Source organism: Campylobacter sp. P255 (assembly GCF_003627915.1).
In the GTDB taxonomy this organism is placed as follows: domain Bacteria; phylum Campylobacterota; class Campylobacteria; order Campylobacterales; family Campylobacteraceae; genus Campylobacter_D.
This window is the reverse complement of the sequence record NZ_NREN01000004.1, coordinates 99,239-116,455: the sequence shown is the minus strand read 5'-3', so window position 1 is coordinate 116,455 and position 17,217 is coordinate 99,239. Positions and strand designations below refer to the sequence as shown.

17 protein-coding genes and 1 other RNA gene are annotated in these 17,217 nt (G+C 30.8%); 8 read left to right on the top strand and 10 right to left on the bottom strand.

All coding sequences use genetic code 11. The annotated features are described in order from the left end of the window. Positions 1 to 4 precede the first annotated feature (4 nt). Both CKA54_RS03295 and CKA54_RS03290 read left to right on the top strand, forming a co-directional pair. Positions 5 to 574 carry an ABC transporter substrate-binding protein gene (locus CKA54_RS03295; RefSeq protein WP_120759957.1) on the top strand — a complete coding sequence of 190 codons (570 nt, stop codon included), beginning with the start codon at positions 5 to 7 and terminating at the stop codon, positions 572 to 574. Then, positions 574 to 3,024: an MMPL family transporter gene (locus tag CKA54_RS03290; protein WP_120759955.1), complete on the top strand. Its 2,451-nt coding sequence runs from the start codon at positions 574 to 576 to the stop codon at positions 3,022 to 3,024. Before CKA54_RS03295 ends, CKA54_RS03290 begins: the two co-directional genes overlap by 1 nt. A 35-nt stretch (positions 3,025 to 3,059) precedes the next feature. Here CKA54_RS03290 and rdgB read toward each other — a convergent pair whose 3' ends face one another. Next, positions 3,060 to 3,677 (bottom strand): RdgB/HAM1 family non-canonical purine NTP pyrophosphatase, encoded by a 618-nt coding sequence (rdgB, locus tag CKA54_RS03285; protein ID WP_043020138.1) that lies wholly within the window; start codon positions 3,675 to 3,677, stop codon positions 3,060 to 3,062. Between the two features lie 76 nt (positions 3,678 to 3,753). Here rdgB and CKA54_RS03280 point away from each other — a divergent pair, with 76 nt between their 5' ends. Then, positions 3,754 to 5,055, top strand: coding sequence for an MFS transporter (locus tag CKA54_RS03280; protein ID WP_120759954.1), 1,302 nt, complete (start codon positions 3,754 to 3,756; stop codon positions 5,053 to 5,055). Positions 5,056 to 5,062: 7 nt separating this feature from the next. Here the strand turns inward: CKA54_RS03280 and CKA54_RS03275 are convergent, their stop codons facing one another. Further along, positions 5,063 to 6,106 carry an AI-2E family transporter gene (locus CKA54_RS03275; RefSeq protein ID WP_120759952.1) on the bottom strand — a complete coding sequence of 348 codons (1,044 nt, stop codon included), beginning with the start codon at positions 6,104 to 6,106 and terminating at the stop codon, positions 5,063 to 5,065. Continuing rightward, the gene (gene ruvB / locus CKA54_RS03270; protein WP_120759950.1) at positions 6,096 to 7,106 is read right to left on the bottom strand and encodes a Holliday junction branch migration DNA helicase RuvB; all 1,011 of its coding nucleotides are present in this window, start codon (positions 7,104 to 7,106) and stop codon (positions 6,096 to 6,098) included. Before ruvB ends, CKA54_RS03275 begins: the two co-directional genes overlap by 11 nt. Before the next feature lie 87 nt (positions 7,107 to 7,193). On the opposite strand from ruvB, the gene CKA54_RS03265 reads away from it, so the two are divergent. Then, a complete protein-coding gene (locus tag CKA54_RS03265) occupies positions 7,194 to 7,604 on the top strand; it encodes a histidine phosphotransferase (RefSeq protein ID WP_120759948.1) in 411 nt (136 codons plus the stop codon). A 1-nt stretch (position 7,605) separates the two neighbouring features. After that, positions 7,606 to 7,964: a transfer-messenger RNA gene (gene ssrA, locus CKA54_RS03260) on the top strand. Between the two features lie 125 nt (positions 7,965 to 8,089). On the opposite strand, the gene CKA54_RS03255 is transcribed toward ssrA, so the two are convergent. Next, positions 8,090 to 9,073 (bottom strand): DUF3800 domain-containing protein, encoded by a 984-nt coding sequence (locus tag CKA54_RS03255; RefSeq protein ID WP_120759946.1) that lies wholly within the window; start codon positions 9,071 to 9,073, stop codon positions 8,090 to 8,092. 103 nt (positions 9,074 to 9,176) lie between these two features. On the opposite strand from CKA54_RS03255, the gene CKA54_RS03250 reads away from it, so the two are divergent. Both CKA54_RS03250 and CKA54_RS03245 read left to right on the top strand, forming a co-directional pair. Then, entirely contained in the window at positions 9,177 to 10,199 is a 1,023-nt protein-coding gene (locus tag CKA54_RS03250) for an IS1595-like element ISCaje5 family transposase (protein ID WP_120759944.1), read from the top strand. Between the two features lie 29 nt (positions 10,200 to 10,228). After that, a complete protein-coding gene (locus CKA54_RS03245) occupies positions 10,229 to 11,137 on the top strand; it encodes a site-specific DNA-methyltransferase (RefSeq protein ID WP_002819561.1) in 909 nt (302 codons plus the stop codon). Here CKA54_RS03245 and CKA54_RS03240 read toward each other — a convergent pair. From CKA54_RS03240 to CKA54_RS03225, 4 genes are all read right to left on the bottom strand, one after another. Then, positions 11,129 to 11,692: a restriction endonuclease gene (locus CKA54_RS03240; protein ID WP_143297921.1), complete on the bottom strand. Its 564-nt coding sequence runs from the start codon at positions 11,690 to 11,692 to the stop codon at positions 11,129 to 11,131. The genes CKA54_RS03245 and CKA54_RS03240 overlap by 9 nt on opposite strands. Before the next feature lie 5 nt (positions 11,693 to 11,697). Next, positions 11,698 to 11,904, bottom strand: a complete 207-nt coding sequence (locus tag CKA54_RS03235) for a helix-turn-helix domain-containing protein (protein WP_002819558.1) — start codon at positions 11,902 to 11,904, stop codon at positions 11,698 to 11,700. 300 nt (positions 11,905 to 12,204) lie between these two features. Continuing rightward, positions 12,205 to 13,134: a ribose-phosphate pyrophosphokinase gene (locus CKA54_RS03230; RefSeq protein WP_120759941.1), complete on the bottom strand. Its 930-nt coding sequence runs from the start codon at positions 13,132 to 13,134 to the stop codon at positions 12,205 to 12,207. A gap of 64 nt (positions 13,135 to 13,198) precedes the next feature. Continuing rightward, entirely contained in the window at positions 13,199 to 13,603 is a 405-nt protein-coding gene (locus CKA54_RS03225) for an acyl-CoA thioesterase (protein ID WP_039626910.1), read from the bottom strand. Between the two features lie 64 nt (positions 13,604 to 13,667). On the opposite strand from CKA54_RS03225, the gene ciaB reads away from it, so the two are divergent. Continuing rightward, entirely contained in the window at positions 13,668 to 15,503 is a 1,836-nt protein-coding gene (ciaB, locus tag CKA54_RS03220; RefSeq protein WP_120759939.1) for an invasion protein CiaB, read from the top strand. Positions 15,504 to 15,522: 19 nt separating this feature from the next. On the opposite strand, the gene CKA54_RS03215 is transcribed toward ciaB, so the two are convergent. Together CKA54_RS03215 and CKA54_RS03210 are read right to left on the bottom strand one after the other, a co-directional pair. Beyond that, positions 15,523 to 15,717, bottom strand: coding sequence for a hypothetical protein (locus CKA54_RS03215; protein WP_120759937.1), 195 nt, complete (start codon positions 15,715 to 15,717; stop codon positions 15,523 to 15,525). Positions 15,718 to 15,729: 12 nt separating this feature from the next. Further along, complete coding sequence (locus CKA54_RS03210; RefSeq protein ID WP_120759935.1) at positions 15,730 to 17,172, bottom strand: DNA methylase; 1,443 nt, start codon at positions 17,170 to 17,172, stop codon at positions 15,730 to 15,732. Between the last annotated feature and the right edge of the window lie 45 nt (positions 17,173 to 17,217).

Here is a 17,217-nt window from a genome sequence, read left to right as displayed (position 1 = left end):
AAAAATGAAAAAAATCATAGTTTTACTTTGTAGTGTGGCATTTGCTTTTGCTTTAAATTTGCAAGATATCTCTAAAACTATGCAAGAAAAAATTGATGAAAGTTTAAAAATTTTAGATCAAAATAAAAACAATAAAAACAAAGCAGCAGATGAAATCTTTGCTCTTTTTGATGGTGTTTTTGATTATGAATTAATGGCCAAACTTAGTCTTTCTACTAGATATGAAAAATTAAATTCAGCAGAAAAAACACAATTTAATCAAGCTTTTGAAAAAAATCTTAAAAAAAGCTTCACAGACAAGCTTGCTTTGTATGATTCGCAAAAATTAAAAGTTGTTGCTTTAGAAGAAAAAAATAAAAGAGCTTTTTTAAAAACATCAATGTTAGTAGATGGTAAAGAAAATTTTGTGACTTTTAAATTTTATGACAAAAACAATGATTGGCAAATTTATGATGTGGATATTTTTGGCATAAGTATCATTCAAACTTATCGTTCGCAGTTTAAAGATGTCTTACAAAATGGCAACTTTAAGACCTTACTTGAAAAGCTTTCTAGTGTTGATTTTTCTAAATAATGCTAAGTAGAATTTTAAAAGTTTTTTTAAATTTCCCAAAATTAACTTTGGGCTTTGCTTTGATTTTTTGTGTTTTTTTTGGATTTTTCGCAAAAAAATTAAGTGTAGATGCTAGTGCTGAAAGCTTGCTTTTAGAGCATGATGAGGGTTTGAAATTATATAGAGAAGTTTCAACACGTTATGGTAATGATAACTTTTTAATGCTTGCTTTTAGCCCCAAACAAGGGGATATATTTGACCAAGTTAATTTAGATAAAATCAAAAATTTAACTCAAGCTTTGTCAAAAATCAACGGAGTGGAGAAAGTTTTTTCTATCGCTAATGCTCCTTTGCTTACAAGTTCTAAGGGGAAAGAATTAAAAGAAATTATTCAAGATATTCCTAATATTTTTAGTCAAGATGTGGATATTGCACTAGCTAAAAAAGAAATTTTAAATCATCCTTTTTATAGAAACAATATCATTTCAAAAGATGGAAAAACGACAGGAATTTTGATCTATCTTGCACCTGATCTTGCATATAATGCCTTAGTTCACACAAGAGATGAGTTAAAAGATGAAAAAGAAAAGCACCAACTTAGAGTTTTGATAAAAGAACATCAAGAGTATTCAAGAAAATTCAGCGCTCAAAGACTACATGAAATCAATGCACTAGTGGCACAATATAGTCAAAATGGTGATTTTTTACATCTTGGTGGCGTTGAAATGATCGCTAATGATATGATTAATTATGTTAAAAGCGATTTGAAAATTTATGGACTTAGTTTAATTGGACTTTTATTTGTTGCACTTTGGTGGTTTTTTGGCTCTTTGCGTTTAGTATTTTTGGCTTTGGGGATTTGTCTGCTTTCTCTTTTTAGTTCTAGTGGAATTTTTGCGCTTTTGGGTTTTGATATCACTGTGGTTTCTTCAAATTATGTAGCTTTGGTATTGATCATAACTGTTTCTATTGTGATTCATTTAATCGTACATTTTATAGAAAATTTACAAAAACATCCAAAGTCTAGTGTCTATAAAATACTTCTTTCAACTTTACTAGACAAAGCAAAGCCGAGTTTTTTTGCTATTTTAACCACGGTTGTTGGATTTTTAAGTTTTGTTTTTTCAGATATTGAGCCTATCATCAAACTTGGTATAATGATGAGTCTTGGTATAAGTGTGAGTTTGATTTTAGCTTATGTGTATTTTGCTAGTATTTTGGTGTTAATGCCGCGTTTAGAATTTAAAAAGCTTAATCAAAGCTCGCTTTGTTTTTTAAATTTTTGTGCAAATGCGAGCTTAAAACATAGAAAAATCATTTACGGTATTAGTGTTTTATGTGTAGTGTTTGCTTTATGGGGTATTGCTCAAATTAAAGTAGAAAATAGCTTTGTGAGTTATTTTAAAGATAGTTCTAGAATTAAACAAGGTTTGCTAGTTATCGATAAAGACTTGGGTGGGACTATGCCTTTAGATGTGATTGTTCGCTTTAAACAAGAAAGGCAACACCAACAAAGTACTGATGAGTTTGAGCAAGAATTTGATGATCTAGCTAAAGATGATAGGTATTTTTTTAGTAGTGAAAAAACAAGAATAGCTGCTAAAGTACATGGGTTTTTGAGTAAACAAAAATACGTAGGTTCTGTGTTAAGTTTAGAAAGTTTACTAGAACTTGGCAAAAGCATTAATAATGGCAAGCCTTTAGATGATTTTGCTTTGGCTTTTTTGTATGAAAATTTAGACGAGGGTTTTAAAAAGCAGGTTTTAACTCCTTTTGTTAGTGTGGAAAATAATGAGTTAAGATTTAGTGTGCGTATGTTAGATAGCGATCCAAATTTAAGACGCGATGTCTTTTTAAAGCAGCTTGAAAAAGACCTAAACGAGCTTTTACAAAATGACAATGTGCAAGTGCAAATTAGTGGCATAATGCCTTTGTATAACAACATGCTTCAAAGTCTTTTTTCTTCGCAGTTTGATACTCTAGCTTTTGTAGTGCTTGTGATTTTTGCTTTATTTGTGGTGATTTTTAGAAGTTTTGTTTATGCTTTTGTTGCAATTTTAGCTAATCTCATACCTTTGGCTTTGGTGTTTGGCTTAATGGGAATTTTAAATATACCGCTTGATATTATGAGTATTACCATCGCTGCTATTTGTATAGGGATAGGAGTTGATGATATGATTCATTATATTTACCGTTTTAAAGAAGAGTTAAAGCATAAGAGTTTAGAAGAGGCTATAAAGGCTTCTCATCTTGGCATAGGAAGTGCGATTTATTACACGAGTGTTACGATTATTCTAGGCTTTTTGGTAATGGTAAGTAGTAATTTTATCCCAACGATATATTTTGGCTTGCTTACGGTTTTGGCGATGAGTTTACTTTTGCTTGGATCGCTCTTTTTGTTGCCAAGCTTTATTTTGACTTATCATTATTTTAAGCAAAATTACAATAAATCAAAAGCCAAAGCACATTAATGCTAAAATATAAAAAGTACTTGATGAATTGCTTTTTAAAATGCTATTTTTTCAAGTACTCTTAAAATGTAAGTAGAAAACATTAAAGCTTGAGAACGATGTGATATGGCTAGTTTAACTTGTTCTTCTAGTTCTCCTAAGGTTTTATCAAAACCTTTTGGGATAAATAAAGGATCATAACCAAAACCATTACTTCCTCTTAATGTGTCAATGACAAGCCCATGCATATATCCATGGGTAGTAAAATGTCCGTATTTTGAGCTTATAGCTATAGCTGCGGTGTAAAATGCTTTACTTTGATGTAAATTTTTTTCATGCAAGGCTTGAATGAGTTTGTTTCTATTGGCCTCATCAGTGCCTTCTTGAGAGTATCTTGCAGAAAAAATCCCTGGTGCATTGTCTAAAGCTTCTACGCTAATGCCGCTATCATCGCTTAAGGTGATAAATTCATCTTGTTTGTTACCTAGAGCATTAAAAATAGCCTTAGATTTTATCAAAGCGTTTTCTTTAAAGCTTGCGCCATCTTCGATGATTTCAAAAGGAGTGATGACTTCATTCAATGCATAAATTTCATAAGTAGTTAAAAATTTCTTAATTTCTTCTATTTTATGTGTATTGGAAGTAGCTAAAACTATTTTTAATTTTTTTTTCATAAATTACTCTTTTTGTTTAGACTTTAAAAAAAGTTTATCAAAATCATAGTAAAATTATCCTTTATAAGGAGAAAAAATGCTTAAAACAGTTTTGCCTTTGTCCTTTATTGTAGGGACTAGATTTTTTGGATTATTTATAGTTTTGCCGGTTTTAAGTTTATATGCTTTAAATTTAAAAGGAGCTAATGAGTTTTTAGTGGGACTTTTGGTAGGAGTATATGCTCTCACTCAAATGGCGTTGCAAGTTCCTTTTGGAATCATTTCAGATAAAATAGGGCGTAAGAAAACTATGCTAATAGGGCTTATCGTGTTTATCATAGGTTCTTTGGTGTGTTCATATGCAGATGATATTTATACGATGATGTTTGGAAGATTACTACAGGGAGCAGGGGCTATAGGTGCAGTAGCTACTGCCATGATAAGTGATTTTATCAATGAAGAAAATCGTGGCAAGGCGATGGCTATCATGGGATCGTTTATAGGGCTTTCTTTTGCAGCCTCTTTAGTGCTTTCTCCTTTAATGAGTGCTAAGTTTGGACTTTCAAGTTTATTTGATTTAAGTGCTATTTTGAGTTTAATTTGTATCGTGCTTTTATTTAGTGTTGTGCCAAAAGAACATACAATCGTACATGAAAATACCAAAACTCCATTAAAAAAACTTCTAAAAGAAAAAAATCTAGCTTTAATGAACCTTACTAATTGTATGCAAAAAATGCTTATGAGCATCGCATTTTTGAGTATACCTTTGGTTTTGGTACATGAGTTTAACTACCCAAGTGAAAATTTGTGGCATGTATATGTTAGCTCTATGATACTTGGCTTTTTGGCTATGGGGTTATCAGGATCTTTGGGAGAAAAAAGAGGATTAAGTAAAGAGATATTGCTCTTAGGTGTGGCATTTTTTATTATTGCTTATATTATATTTGCTTTTTCACACAATGCTTTAGTGTTTATGGTGGGTGTTGTGGTATTTTTTATAGGATTTAATCTACATGAACCTATCATGCAAAGCTGTGCGAGTAAATTTGCTAAGGTAAATGAAAAAGGCGCGGCTTTAGGTGTGTTTAATGCTTTTGGTTATTTTGGAAGCTTTTTGGGTGGTGTTATAGGAGGGTATTTTTTACATCATTTTAGCTTAGTTACTCTTGCTTTTATTTTAGTTGCCTTGTCTTTGGTTTGGTTTGTGTTGCTTTTATTTTTGCAAAGTCCAGCGGATTTTAAAAATGTCTATTTGTCTTTAGAAACAAAACATGATTTAAATGTATTTAAAAATATAAACGGTGTTTTAGATGTATATAAAAACTCTAAATTTTTAGTGATTAAATACAATAAAAAACTTACAAGCGAAGAAGAAATTTTAGCGATTATTGAAAAATAATCGCTTTTTATACAAAGTGCTTTTCTTTTAAAATTACGTATAATTTTAAGGTAGAGATAAAGAAAGTTAAAATGGCAGGTCCAAGGATAATACCCCAAAAACCAAAACTTGAAATTCCTGCTATCATTGCAAAGAAAATCAAAAGCTCATTGATTTGTGTTGGAATTTGAACTAGTTTTGTATTGATCCATTTGATGATGTAGGGTTTTACTAGGGTATCTGCGATGAAAGATATCATCACTACACTATAGATAAAAATCACCAAAGCACCGCTTAGATTGTTGTTTGCAAATTCATATAAAGAAACAGGTACATAAACCAAAGCCCCTCCCACTACAGGGATTAAAGAACTAAAGCAAAATAATATCCCCATTAAAATCGCATCATAACCATAAAATTTAGTAATGATAGCAAAAAGCACTCCTTGTAAGATAGCATTAAGCACCATAGAGTAAAACACTACAGACATGACATTGCTTACCTCACTTAAAATACCTTGAGTTTCTTCTTTTTTCATAGGGACGATGGTTTTGATATAGCCAATGAGTTGGGCTCCATAGAGATTGGCAAAGAAATAAAACACACAAATTAACACCATATCAGTTAAAAATTTCGTACCTAACTTAGTTGCACTTGAAAGATAAGTTAAGATATTTTTAGAGATAGAATTTAAATCAATACTTGCTAGGGTTTCTTTGATTTTTGGTTCTATAAAGCTTAAAGATTCTGGTAAATGCAAAGAGTAGTTTTTAAAATATTCTATGGTATTGTGGAAATAACTCATATCAAAACCCTTTGCCGCTTTTGCTAATTCGATAATGGCATAAACAAAAGGTATAAAAAACATCGCTAACATAAATGCAGTAGTAGCAGTGGCTGCCATAACTTTTTTGCCTTTAAAGATGTTGAGAAATTTAATATTTACATTAGAGGTAGATACAGCCATTAAGCTCGCGATGGCGATATTCATCAAAAAGGGTTTAAATAAATAAAGCACCCAAAATAAAATGATCAAGATAAAGCTAATCAAGAAAAAGTTACTACTTTTCATCAAACAAACCTTTGTTATATTTTAGTTTTAACACATCAAAGCTTTTTAAACTCGCAATGCGACCTTTGGCGGTTCTTTCTATGTAGCCATTTGCTAGCAAGTAAGGTTCTATCACATCTTCGATAGTGTTTTCATCTTCGCTTAATGCAGCAGCTATGCTAGAAAGCCCTATAGGTTTTCTTTTAGCATCGGTTAAAAGTTCTAGGTATCTTAAGTCCATTGCATCAAAACCTAGCTCATTTACTCCTAAAGAATCCAGTGCTTCTTTGGCTCTTTTTTCGCTAATGATATCCTCATCATTAACATCAGCAAAATCTCTAACACGCTTAAGCAACCTTAATGCGATCCTTGGGGTAGAACGGCTGCGTTTGGCTATCTCTAAAGAAGCTTTTTTTTCACAAGTTTTGTTGAGTTTTAAGGCTGCTTTTTCTAAGATGATGGCAAGTTCTTCATTTTTATAAAATTCTAAACGAAATTGCATACCAAAGCGATCGCGTAAAGGATTGCTTAGCATACCAGCTCTTGTAGTAGCGCCAATGAGTGTAAATTTAGGTAGATCGATTTTTATCGTTTGTGCAGCAGGTCCGCTACCAATGATAATATCAAGACGAAAATCTTCCATGGCAGGGTAAAGTACTTCTTCTATAGCAGGACTTAAACGATGAATTTCATCGATAAATAAAATATCCCCTTCGCTAAGATTGGTTAAAATCGCAGCTAAATCCCCGCTTTTTTCTATCATAGGTGCAGCGGTGGTTTTGATGTTGGCATTCATTTCATATGAGATGATATTAGCCAAAGTTGTTTTGCCAAGTCCTGCAGGTCCACTAAAAAGGATATGATCTAAGCATTCATTTCTTTTTTTAGCGGCTTTGATGAAAATTTCTAAATTTTTCTTAATATTTTCTTGTCCTATATAACCATCAAAATTTGAAGGTCTTAAGCTAGTTTCATATGTTTCATCGGGGGAAAATTTTTCAATCTCTACAATTCTATCCATCTTTTTCCAATTTTGTTTTGTCAAAAATTTGAATTTTATCTAAAATTTGTTAAAATAAACATTTAAACTTAAATTATAGAAGTTTTCATGGGAATTTTAGAGCAATTAGAGATAGAATACGAGCTTGAAGAAATCGAGCGTTTTTTGTATTTTTTTAGAAGTCTTTGTGATGTTTTAGAGCCTTTGATTGTAAAGTTAAGCAGTGATAGCTTAAAATACAAAGAAGCCTTAAAAGACTTAGAGCAAAACATTCACAATGTAGTTTGGGCTGCTAAAAGACTAAATTTAGATGAGATTGCAAATTTTTGCACATTTTGTGAAGAGATTATGCAAGAAGCAGCTAAATTGGATGGCCCTGCTAGTGATGAATTTGTGGATTGGATGTTTTTAGTGGGCGAACAGCTAGATAAGTATTGCAGTGATTATGAAAAAAATGCTTCTTTTTTAAGTGTGTTTAATCCTCAGATTGCAAATGTTCCGGATAAAATTTCTCAATAACGGGGACGACTTGGCTTCGACAGGAGTAGAGTGGCCTTGGTGGCATGTCGCTTTGAGCAAAGCGTATAAAGCTCAAATTAAAATTAAACGCAAACAACGTTAAATTTGCTCCTGCTTACGCTAAAGCTGCGTAAGTTCAGTTGAGCCTGAATTTTAAGTGATACTATCTAGCTTAGAATTTGGTCATTTTTGATAGTGTAGATTGAAATTTGACAAGTTTTGATTGAAGTTAAAGTCTTAGTCTAGCTTGAAATTTTGGAAGGTGAGTTTGGCTAGATGAAGTTTTCACCTTTGCTAAACATGTAGATGCCGTGGTTGTTTTATTTTTGGACAGGGGTTCAATTCCCCTCGTCTCCACCAAATTTAATTTTTCATGTATGTCGATTTATTAGAATTTAATATTTTAATAATATAATTTCATCAAAGGTTCCTTGTTACTGATAAGACTTCAAGGAAGGCTTCTTTTTAGATAGGTAGCGAGGTCTTTAATAATACTTTATTATTCTTTCTTTTGTTACAATTTCTTCATCTAAAATATATTTTTTTATTTTTTCATAAAAAAATATATCATTTTTTTCATATTTTCTTTGTATAGCCCAATTGATGTAGTCAATAAGCTGTAAATTAACACTAGAGGCACTACAATGATGAAAAATATCATATCTTATATTTAAGTTATTATTAGTTATATAAGTATTTACGCCATTTTTTATTGCTTTGATTTGAGTTTGTTTATTTTTTTGAACGGGTAAATTATCTGTTATTACTATAAAGTTTTTTGATATTTTAAGTTTTTCTAGCAGTTTTATGATTGCATAGCTCAAATTTTCAGCGTAAAAATTAGATTTTTCTTTTATTTTTTCAGGTATGACTTTTGGTTTTTCTAATATATAAGAATAAATTTGTATATCATTGTCTTCAAATTTGGAGATTAGGTTGAAAAGATGTTCTCTTATGTACTTATTGTCTTCGCATGCATGAAATTTTTCTATATCTAGTCTATTATTTAAAGGGTTTAGATTTCTCTCAAGTAAAGAATATCTATAAGATGAGATGGCTTCATGTAGCTTAAAAGGGCGTTTTTTAACTAAAAAGCTAAACATGTAATATTTAGAACCTTTTTCACTAAAATCCATATCTCCAGATTCATCTACAAAAAAATACAAAACATCTTCAAAAGATTCCAAAAATGACTTTTCGTTAATTTTAAAATCTATATAATCAACTCTATTAATATTGCTAAAACTAATAAGATTTAAAATTTCTATAATTTCCCCAAGAATATTTTCATCACAATTATTAAGATCAAAAATGTATTTAGGATTTACTTTAAAAGTTATTGTGTCACATATCCCATCAAAGGAATACTTTAAATCCGCACCCTCTAGCTTATCTGCTATATCAAAATATCCTTTTTGTTTTAGTAAATTTTGAATAAGTTTTATAGCTTTATTATCTGATATATCCATGTTTTATCTTTTTTTGAAAGGCTATGTTTTTATTAAGTATTGAAATTTAAGCTTTATTTTGCTAAAATATCTACATTAAAAATAGCACAATAAAGGCGGTAAAATGGCAACTTCTAACGCAGAACTTGAAATCGTAAAACAGCTTTTTAGCACTCTAAGCGATGATGATAAAAAATCATTTCTAAAATCTATCAAAAACAAAGAAAAATCAGAGCAAAATTTAATACTCTCAAAAGAGATAAAAGCGTGTCCGCATTGCAAATCTACTAATTTTGTGAAAAATGGAAAAAAAGATGGCAAACAAAGATTTATGTGTATGGATTGTCATAAGACATTTACTGTTACAAATAACTCAATCTTTTTTAAAACCCAAAAAGACCTTGAAATTTGGCAAAAATATATCCATTGTATGATTGAAAAATACTCACTTAGAAAAACCGCTGAAATTTGTGGCATTGCACTATCTACTGCGTTTTTTTGGCGACATAAAATCTTAGACACATTGCAAAAAATGCAAGATGAAGTAAAACTTAATGGCATAGTAGAAGCAGATAAAACATTTATGCCTATCTCATATAAAGGTCATCACAAGGATTTTAACTTTCCACGCTTAGCAAAAAAAAGAGGAACTGCAAACACTAAGCGTGGCTTATCAAAAGAACTTGTTTGCATACCTTGCGTAGTAAATTTAAATGGCAAATCAATAGCAAAAATATCTAATCTGGGTAAGCCAAATATTGCTAGTTTATCCAAAGTAATACAAGGCAAAGTTGAGAAAGAAAGCGTATTTGTAACTGATAGCCTACGCTCATATTTAAAACTATCAAATGAAATGAGCCTAAACCATATCCGCATACCACGAAACAAACATAGTAACGGCTCGTTTAATATTCAAGTCGTAAATAACTACCATAGTAGACTTAAATCAATGCTTGTGTATAATTTTAAAGGCGTGGCTACTAAGTATCTAAATAATTATCTTGTCTATCACAACTTTGTAAATTTTGCAAAAGAGAGTAGAAAAGATAAAGAACAAATTTTGCTAAACCATATACTAAACACAAATTGCATAAGCCAAAGCATAAGCGTAGCAAATAGACCTGCCGTGCCGTTATTGGTAGCGTAAGCTGTAAAAAATTTAAAAAAGGAATAAAATTGTCATATAAAAAATATTTAAACAATGTTACATTGGGTGATTGCTGTGAGCTAATGAAAAATATTCCTAATAATTATATTTCAGGCTGCATAACTGACCCACCATATAATTATGAATTTTTTGGTAGAAATTGGGATAATGTAGAAATAAAACGCAGAAAAAATAAAGCAAATAACAATAAAAATATATTGGTAAAAAATATACCTTATGGCAGTGGGTTAGCAGGAGGAGTTAAAAATGAAAGATGGTATAAAAAAAATAGGGATAATATTTTAGAATATCAATCTTGGGTGGAGCATTGGGGGAAAGAGTTATATAGAATTTTAAAGCCTGGTGCGTTTATAATGGTATTTAATAGCAATAGGAGTGTGGCACATATTCAAATAGCACTTGAAAACGTGGGTTTTTATACCAAAGATATGTTTATATGGATAAGAAATAGTGGTATTCCAAAAGGCTTAAATGCTTATGAAAAAATGAAAAAAGATGGATATGAATTGGCAGAAAATTGGAAAGGCTGGCATAGTGCAACAAGAAACAATTACGAGGCAGTATCTGTCTTGCAAAAACCAATAGAAAACAATTATGTAAACAATGTAAAGAAATACGGAGTAGGACTTTTAAAAACAGAAGGCTATATAAATCATAATGGCTTTCTATCAAATATATTTGAAGGCTATCAAAGAGATAAAAAAGATGATTTCAATAAGCATATAACGGTTAAACCAATAAAACTTATAGAAAAATTAGCAGAGATGATTGTTCCAAAACAAACAAATAATATTATAATTGACCCTTTTATGGGAAGTGGGACAACAGCATTAGCTTGTAAAAATTTAGGTATTCCATATATTGGTTTTGAATTAAATGAAGAGTATATTAAAATAGCAAATATGCGATTATCTTAAAAAATCATATTTGGCTTTTAAACAAGCCAAATATTGAACTATATCTATTCCACTATAGTTTATGATAAAATTAAAAGCATCTTTGTCAGAGATAATTTCCCAACCGCCGTTTATAGCAGCAGTAATAGCCGCTGGTAGGTTATCGTTTCTTAAAATCAGGAAAACTGGATTATATTCCATTTCTTTTAACATTTTTCCATATAATTTAAATTTTTTCAGCGTTCCACTATCGCCTGAACCAATTCGATATTTAGCATCAATTGCCAAATTACCTATGAAATAATCTACAGGGCGGTCTGTTCCAAAATTAACACTTTCTGGTGGCTTAAATAGTTTATTGGAAGTAAAAAGCTCTTTGGTTATTAATTCCCAAACTTTTCCAAGCTCTCTATTCCAATATTGCATATTTTGCATTTTTGTTTCATAAGTTATATTAAAAAAATCCATTAAAATATCTGAGTCAGAAACAATTGTGTCAAATTTCTTTGATTTAAAATTACTTTTATATTGCGACAAAATATCAATAACATTACGTTCTATTTGCTTTATAACCATATTCATCATTTTAGTAACTCCGACAAATCAGCTCCTAGAGCTTTTGCAATTTTATAAGCATTTATTAGGGTAATATTTTTCTCACATCTTTCTATACTGCCAATATAAGTTCTATGCAGACTAGATAATTCTGCTAACTTTTCCTGAGTAATATTTAGAGCTTGTCGTCTTTTGCGAACATTTTTTGCAAATATGTTTAAAATGGAAATCATAATTTATATTTTATAAATAAGTAACAAAATAAATCAACACTCTATTAATAGCATTTTTTAGAAATCAATACACTATAAAAACAGAGCCTTTTGAAAATAAAAGTGTATTGTATTTAATTCTAATTTAAACTACAATATAAAGCTTGATAAATATTTTTTAAAAAGCAGGTAAAACAAAAGAAACTTATGTAGGGTTAGTTTTAAAATTTTAAGAGAAAATGGGAAATTTAGAGAAAAAGTCTTAAAATATATTCCAAGTTTTAAAGAATAATTCTTTGCAAGATAATCCTTGCAAAGAATTTATACAAATAAAGAATTCACACTTTCGTTGTGATAAACTCTGCGTATTACCTCGCCAAAGATAGGTGCTACGCTTAGGACTTTGATTTTATCCATTTGTTGTTTTAAAGGTATGGTGTCAGTTACGACTAGCTCATCAAGCGCATCTTTGGCTATTCTTTCATAAGCTACACCACTAAGAACAGGGTGAGTGCAGCAAGCTATAACTGACTTTGCACCTTTGCTTTTAAACACTTCAGCAGCTTTTACGATGGTTCCTGCTGTATCGATGATATCATCTACTAAAATCACTTCTTTATCTTTTACACCACCGATGATGTTCATTACTTCGCTTTCATTAGCTTTTTCGCGTCTTTTATCTACTATAACTATATCAAGCCCTAAAGCTTTTGCTACGCTTCTAGCTCTTGCTATACCGCCTATATCAGGACTTGCGATGATAGGGTTTTTATAGTTTTTATTTTTGATATAATCATTAAAAATAATACTTCCATAAAGATTATCCACCGGTATATCAAAAAAGCCTTGAATTTGTCCAGCATGTAAGTCTATAGTAGCTACTCTATCTACTCCTGCTGATTCTATAAGATTTGCTACTAATTTTGCAGTAATAGGCACTCTAGGACTTGCTTTTCTATCTTGTCTAGCATAGCCAAAATAAGGGATGATAGCTGTGATAGAGCTTGCACTTGAGCGACGCAATGCATCTGTCATGATTAAAAGCTCCATTAGGTTATCATTTGTTGGAGCACAAGTGCTTTGTATGATAAACACATCTTTACCACGCACGCTCTCATCGATTTGAATGCTAATTTCACCATCACTAAAACGCTTCACACCTGCATTGCTTAGAGGCAGTGAAAGGTATTTTGAGATTTTTTTAGCAAATTCCTCATTTGCTGAACCAGAAAATATTTTATATCCACGCATATATAAGCCTTAGAAAGTTTTTTGTGATGATATAAAATTTTTTTTAAAAATACAATAAAACTTATCAAAAGCCATGTAATCTTTTTAAATCCGCATCAATAGGGAATTTATTTCCATCTTTATCTACGCTTACATAAGTTACCACAGCTGAAGTTACATGCATACAGTATACACGTCCGTAGTCATTTGCTCTTTGAGTGACCACTTCTACTTCTACGGTAATGGATGTATTGCCTGCTTTGATGATTTTCGCATAGCAAGAAACTAAATCGCCTACGAAAATTGGTTCTTTAAAAATGATCTTATCCACTGCTACTGTAACAACTCTTTGAGGGGAAAGTTCTCTTGCAGCAATAGCCCCGGCTAGATCAATTTGCGACATGATCCAACCACCAAAGATATTGCCAGCAGGGTTTGTGTTGCTTGGCATAGCTATAACTCTTAGCTTAGGTTCTCCCATATCTTTCATACATTCTCCTTGTGTTTTAAAAAAAATATTATAATTAAGTTTTAAAAATAAAGAAAGGTAAAATATGAATGATTTTAAGCAAATAGCAAAAATTGTGAAAAATAGGAAGCAAAATATTAATAGTCTTTATAATATACTTCAAACCAACCAAAGTCATCCTTTGATAGATAGGGCATTAGAATTAGCTAATCTTGAAAATGAAAAAAGTAATGTTTTGGCAATGTTACGCCGTTTAGTGGATTTAAAAGAAGAAAATTTAGTTCAAGAGCTTGAGAAAAAAGGTTTAAGTGAAGAAGAGATTACTCAAATTAAATATAAGGTTTTTTCTTTAGTAAGAGCCTTTTATGAGGTAGAACACCAAGATTTAATTGATGAGATTAAAAGTAAAAATTTACTCGATAAGTTTTATTTAGCTTTGGTTCAGGGTGTGCACAATATAGGCGTGGTGATGAATTCCTTTGAGCTTGTTTGGAGTAAACAAATTCTAGATACAAATAATAAAATCTTAAAAGAACAATTTCCAAATTTAAGTGATGCTTTGGAATTTTTAAAACAAAATGAACTTTATCAGCTTAACCAAGATGGAGAAATTTGCGAAAGAAGCTATGGAGCTTTAGTCAAAATAGGAACTCTTTGGAGGTTTTTACCTTATGCAAAAGCTTTTGAAAATGAAGTTTTAAAACTCGAATATGAGTTTGATAAGCTTTTGGAAAAACTAAGAAATTGCGCATTAGATGATGAAAAAAATGCTTATATTGATTATATAGAAAAATTAAAATTTGCTTTTTGTGAAAAAGATAATAATGAGGTGGTTAAAAAATGGCAAGAAGCAGAGCTTGCATGGATGGAAGTAAAATGCCCATTGCAAATTGGTCATCCTTTGGAATACTATGAAGACTCTTATACTCATGCAGTGGCACTTGAGTGGGATATACGTTTAGAAGATGTGAGTGATTTTAATGGGGGTGAGTTTAAAGATAAAATCAAAGAAAGCTTTGCAATGGTGTATGCAAATTTAGATGAAGAAGATGAAGCTTTGTTTGATGAGGTGAATTTTAATCTTGATAAAACCCAGCTTTATATTTGTATGCCTATGATTTTTTATGGAGCAGAGCTTAAGGGGCTTTTTTCTGCTCAAGTAGTGCCAAATGATGAATATGTAAGCAATATAGCAGGTAAAAAGATCTTTGCTTTTTTGAATTATGTTTATGAAAATGCTAAAACTAAACCTTTCATGAAGCTTTCTTCTATGGTATTTGAAAAAGAATTTTTAGATTATGGGAGAGAAATTTTATTTTATAATGAAAAATTATGGAAAAGAATTTATGAAGTTTCAACCATAGGTCATGAGTTTGGGCATATTTTCTTTGTAGCAAATGATAGTGAAAAGAAAATGAATGAAAGTGGTGTGTTTAAAAATATAGAAGAGTTTAAAGCTACTGCAGGTGGGCTTGTGAATTTCTTTTTACATGAAGAAGATGATTTAAAACTTCCTGTGTTTTATGAGCTTATTAAAAGGGCTATAGGTTTGATTGCTTGGCAAAGAGTAGAAGAGGTTAAGCCTTATTATACTGAAGGTTTAATTCATTTAGCATTGTTGTTTAAATCAGGGGTGCTATCTTTTGCAAATGAGAAATTAAACATTAAATTTGATGAGGAAGCATATGAGAGTTTTAAGGCTGTGTTTATGCAAAATTATTATAAGTTAGCAAAACATTATATGTTGAAAGAAGATGCAAAAAACTATCTAGACGAATTTTGTGTTTTAGAAGATGGGGTATTTTTACCACTTAATGATGAGTGTAAAGAATTTGTAAAATATTACTATGAATTACACAAACTTTATGGTAATGAAATCGATGAAAGCGGAGAGTTTGAGAAGTACTCTAACGCAAGATAATACAACTTCAAGAAGAAAATCAACTTTCTTCTTGATATTTACTTTTTTCTAATGTTTCTTCCATATCTTTTTGTGTTTTTAAAATAGCTTTGCTAAAACCATTTAAGACTGAAAATGGAGCAAATTGTGCTGCTCTTTTTTCTCTTGGCATTGGTGGGAATTGTTTTGATTTTTGATACTTTATGTCTATTATATCTTGATAATCATCATGCATGATGACCTCCTATCAAAGAAGTGATTTCTTTGGTTTCACATCTAAACTTGAAGCTTTAACAATGGCATTTTTACCAAATTTTTGCATGATTTGAAGTCTAGTTTTTTGGAGTTTTTCTTCTTTTGCAAGTTGATTTTGCTCTTGTAAAATTGTATTCAAATCACTAAATAAATTTAGTTCTTGGTAGTTTTCTTGTGCTTTATCTGTGATGTTATTTAAACTTAAGCTGATTTTTCGAATACTTAAGTTTTTATCACTGATTTTGTGAAAAAGTTCTAAGGCTTTTTTGTTGATGATTTTTAAAGAATGAGTAAAATTTTCTAAGGGTATACTTCCATGGGCATTTTTAGGTATAGCTCTTCCATAGCTATCTTTGATAATTGTTCCTTTATAAGAGTTTGAAAAGTTGGAGCTTTCTAGATTGCTTTTGTCATATTGTATATCTAGTGTGATATGATTGGTTTTAAGATCACACTGGATAAGCTCAAGTACTAAGTGATCTACAAGTTCTTTTAGAACTTTCATTGCTTGTTTGTTTTCATAGGCAAAAGGTAGAACTTTAGCCATGACTTTGGAATGATTTTGTGATTTGTAGTTTTTGATATCTTTCATCGTGCATGCTTCAATGCCCCATGCATGGTCGATTAAAAGTTCAGCATTAACACCAAAATGCTTATAAAGCAAAGCTTCGTGTTTTAAAGAAAATCTCGCAAGATCTCCCATGGTGTAAATGTTGAAATTGGCAAGTTTTAAAGCTATCCCTTTACCTATACGCCAAAAATCTTTCAAAGGCTTGTGATGCCACATTTTATAACGATATAGCTTCTCATCTAAGAAGGCTATAAGTAAGCCATTTTCATCTACCTTTTGTCTTTTGGCTAGTATATCCATAGCGATTTTTGCTAGATATAGATTGGTCCCTATGCCTGCTGTTGCCGTGATTTTACTAGTATGTAAAATATCAAGTAAAACTTTGGTAAGTAGTTCATAAGCTGAAAGTTTGTATTTTTCAAGGTAAGAACTAAGATCGATAAAAACTTCATCGATAGAATAAACATGTATGTCTTTAGCATCAAAATATTTTAAATAAATGCTATATATTTTAGCACTAAATTCAATATAAGTTGCCATTCTAGGTTTAGCGATAATATAATCTATTTCTAAATCTAAGCTTTGATCGAGTTGAGTTGCATCAAAACTTTTAGCTTTAAAAGAATGGTATTGGCTTTGTTTTAAGCGTGCTTGATTGAGTGAGTGAATGGTTTGTTTAAACTCAAACAGTCTTAATCTACCGGGTATATGATATGCTTTTAAAGCAGGTGAAACCGCCAAAATAATAGTTTTATCTGTTCTTGACTCATCTGCTACAATGAGATTGGTTGTTAGGGGGTTTAGGTTTCTTAAAATACATTCAGCAGAAGCGTAAAAAGATTTTAAATCAATAGAAGCATACATTGGATTTTAAAACCATGAGTTAATTTTTTAAAAGCAGAGTTATAA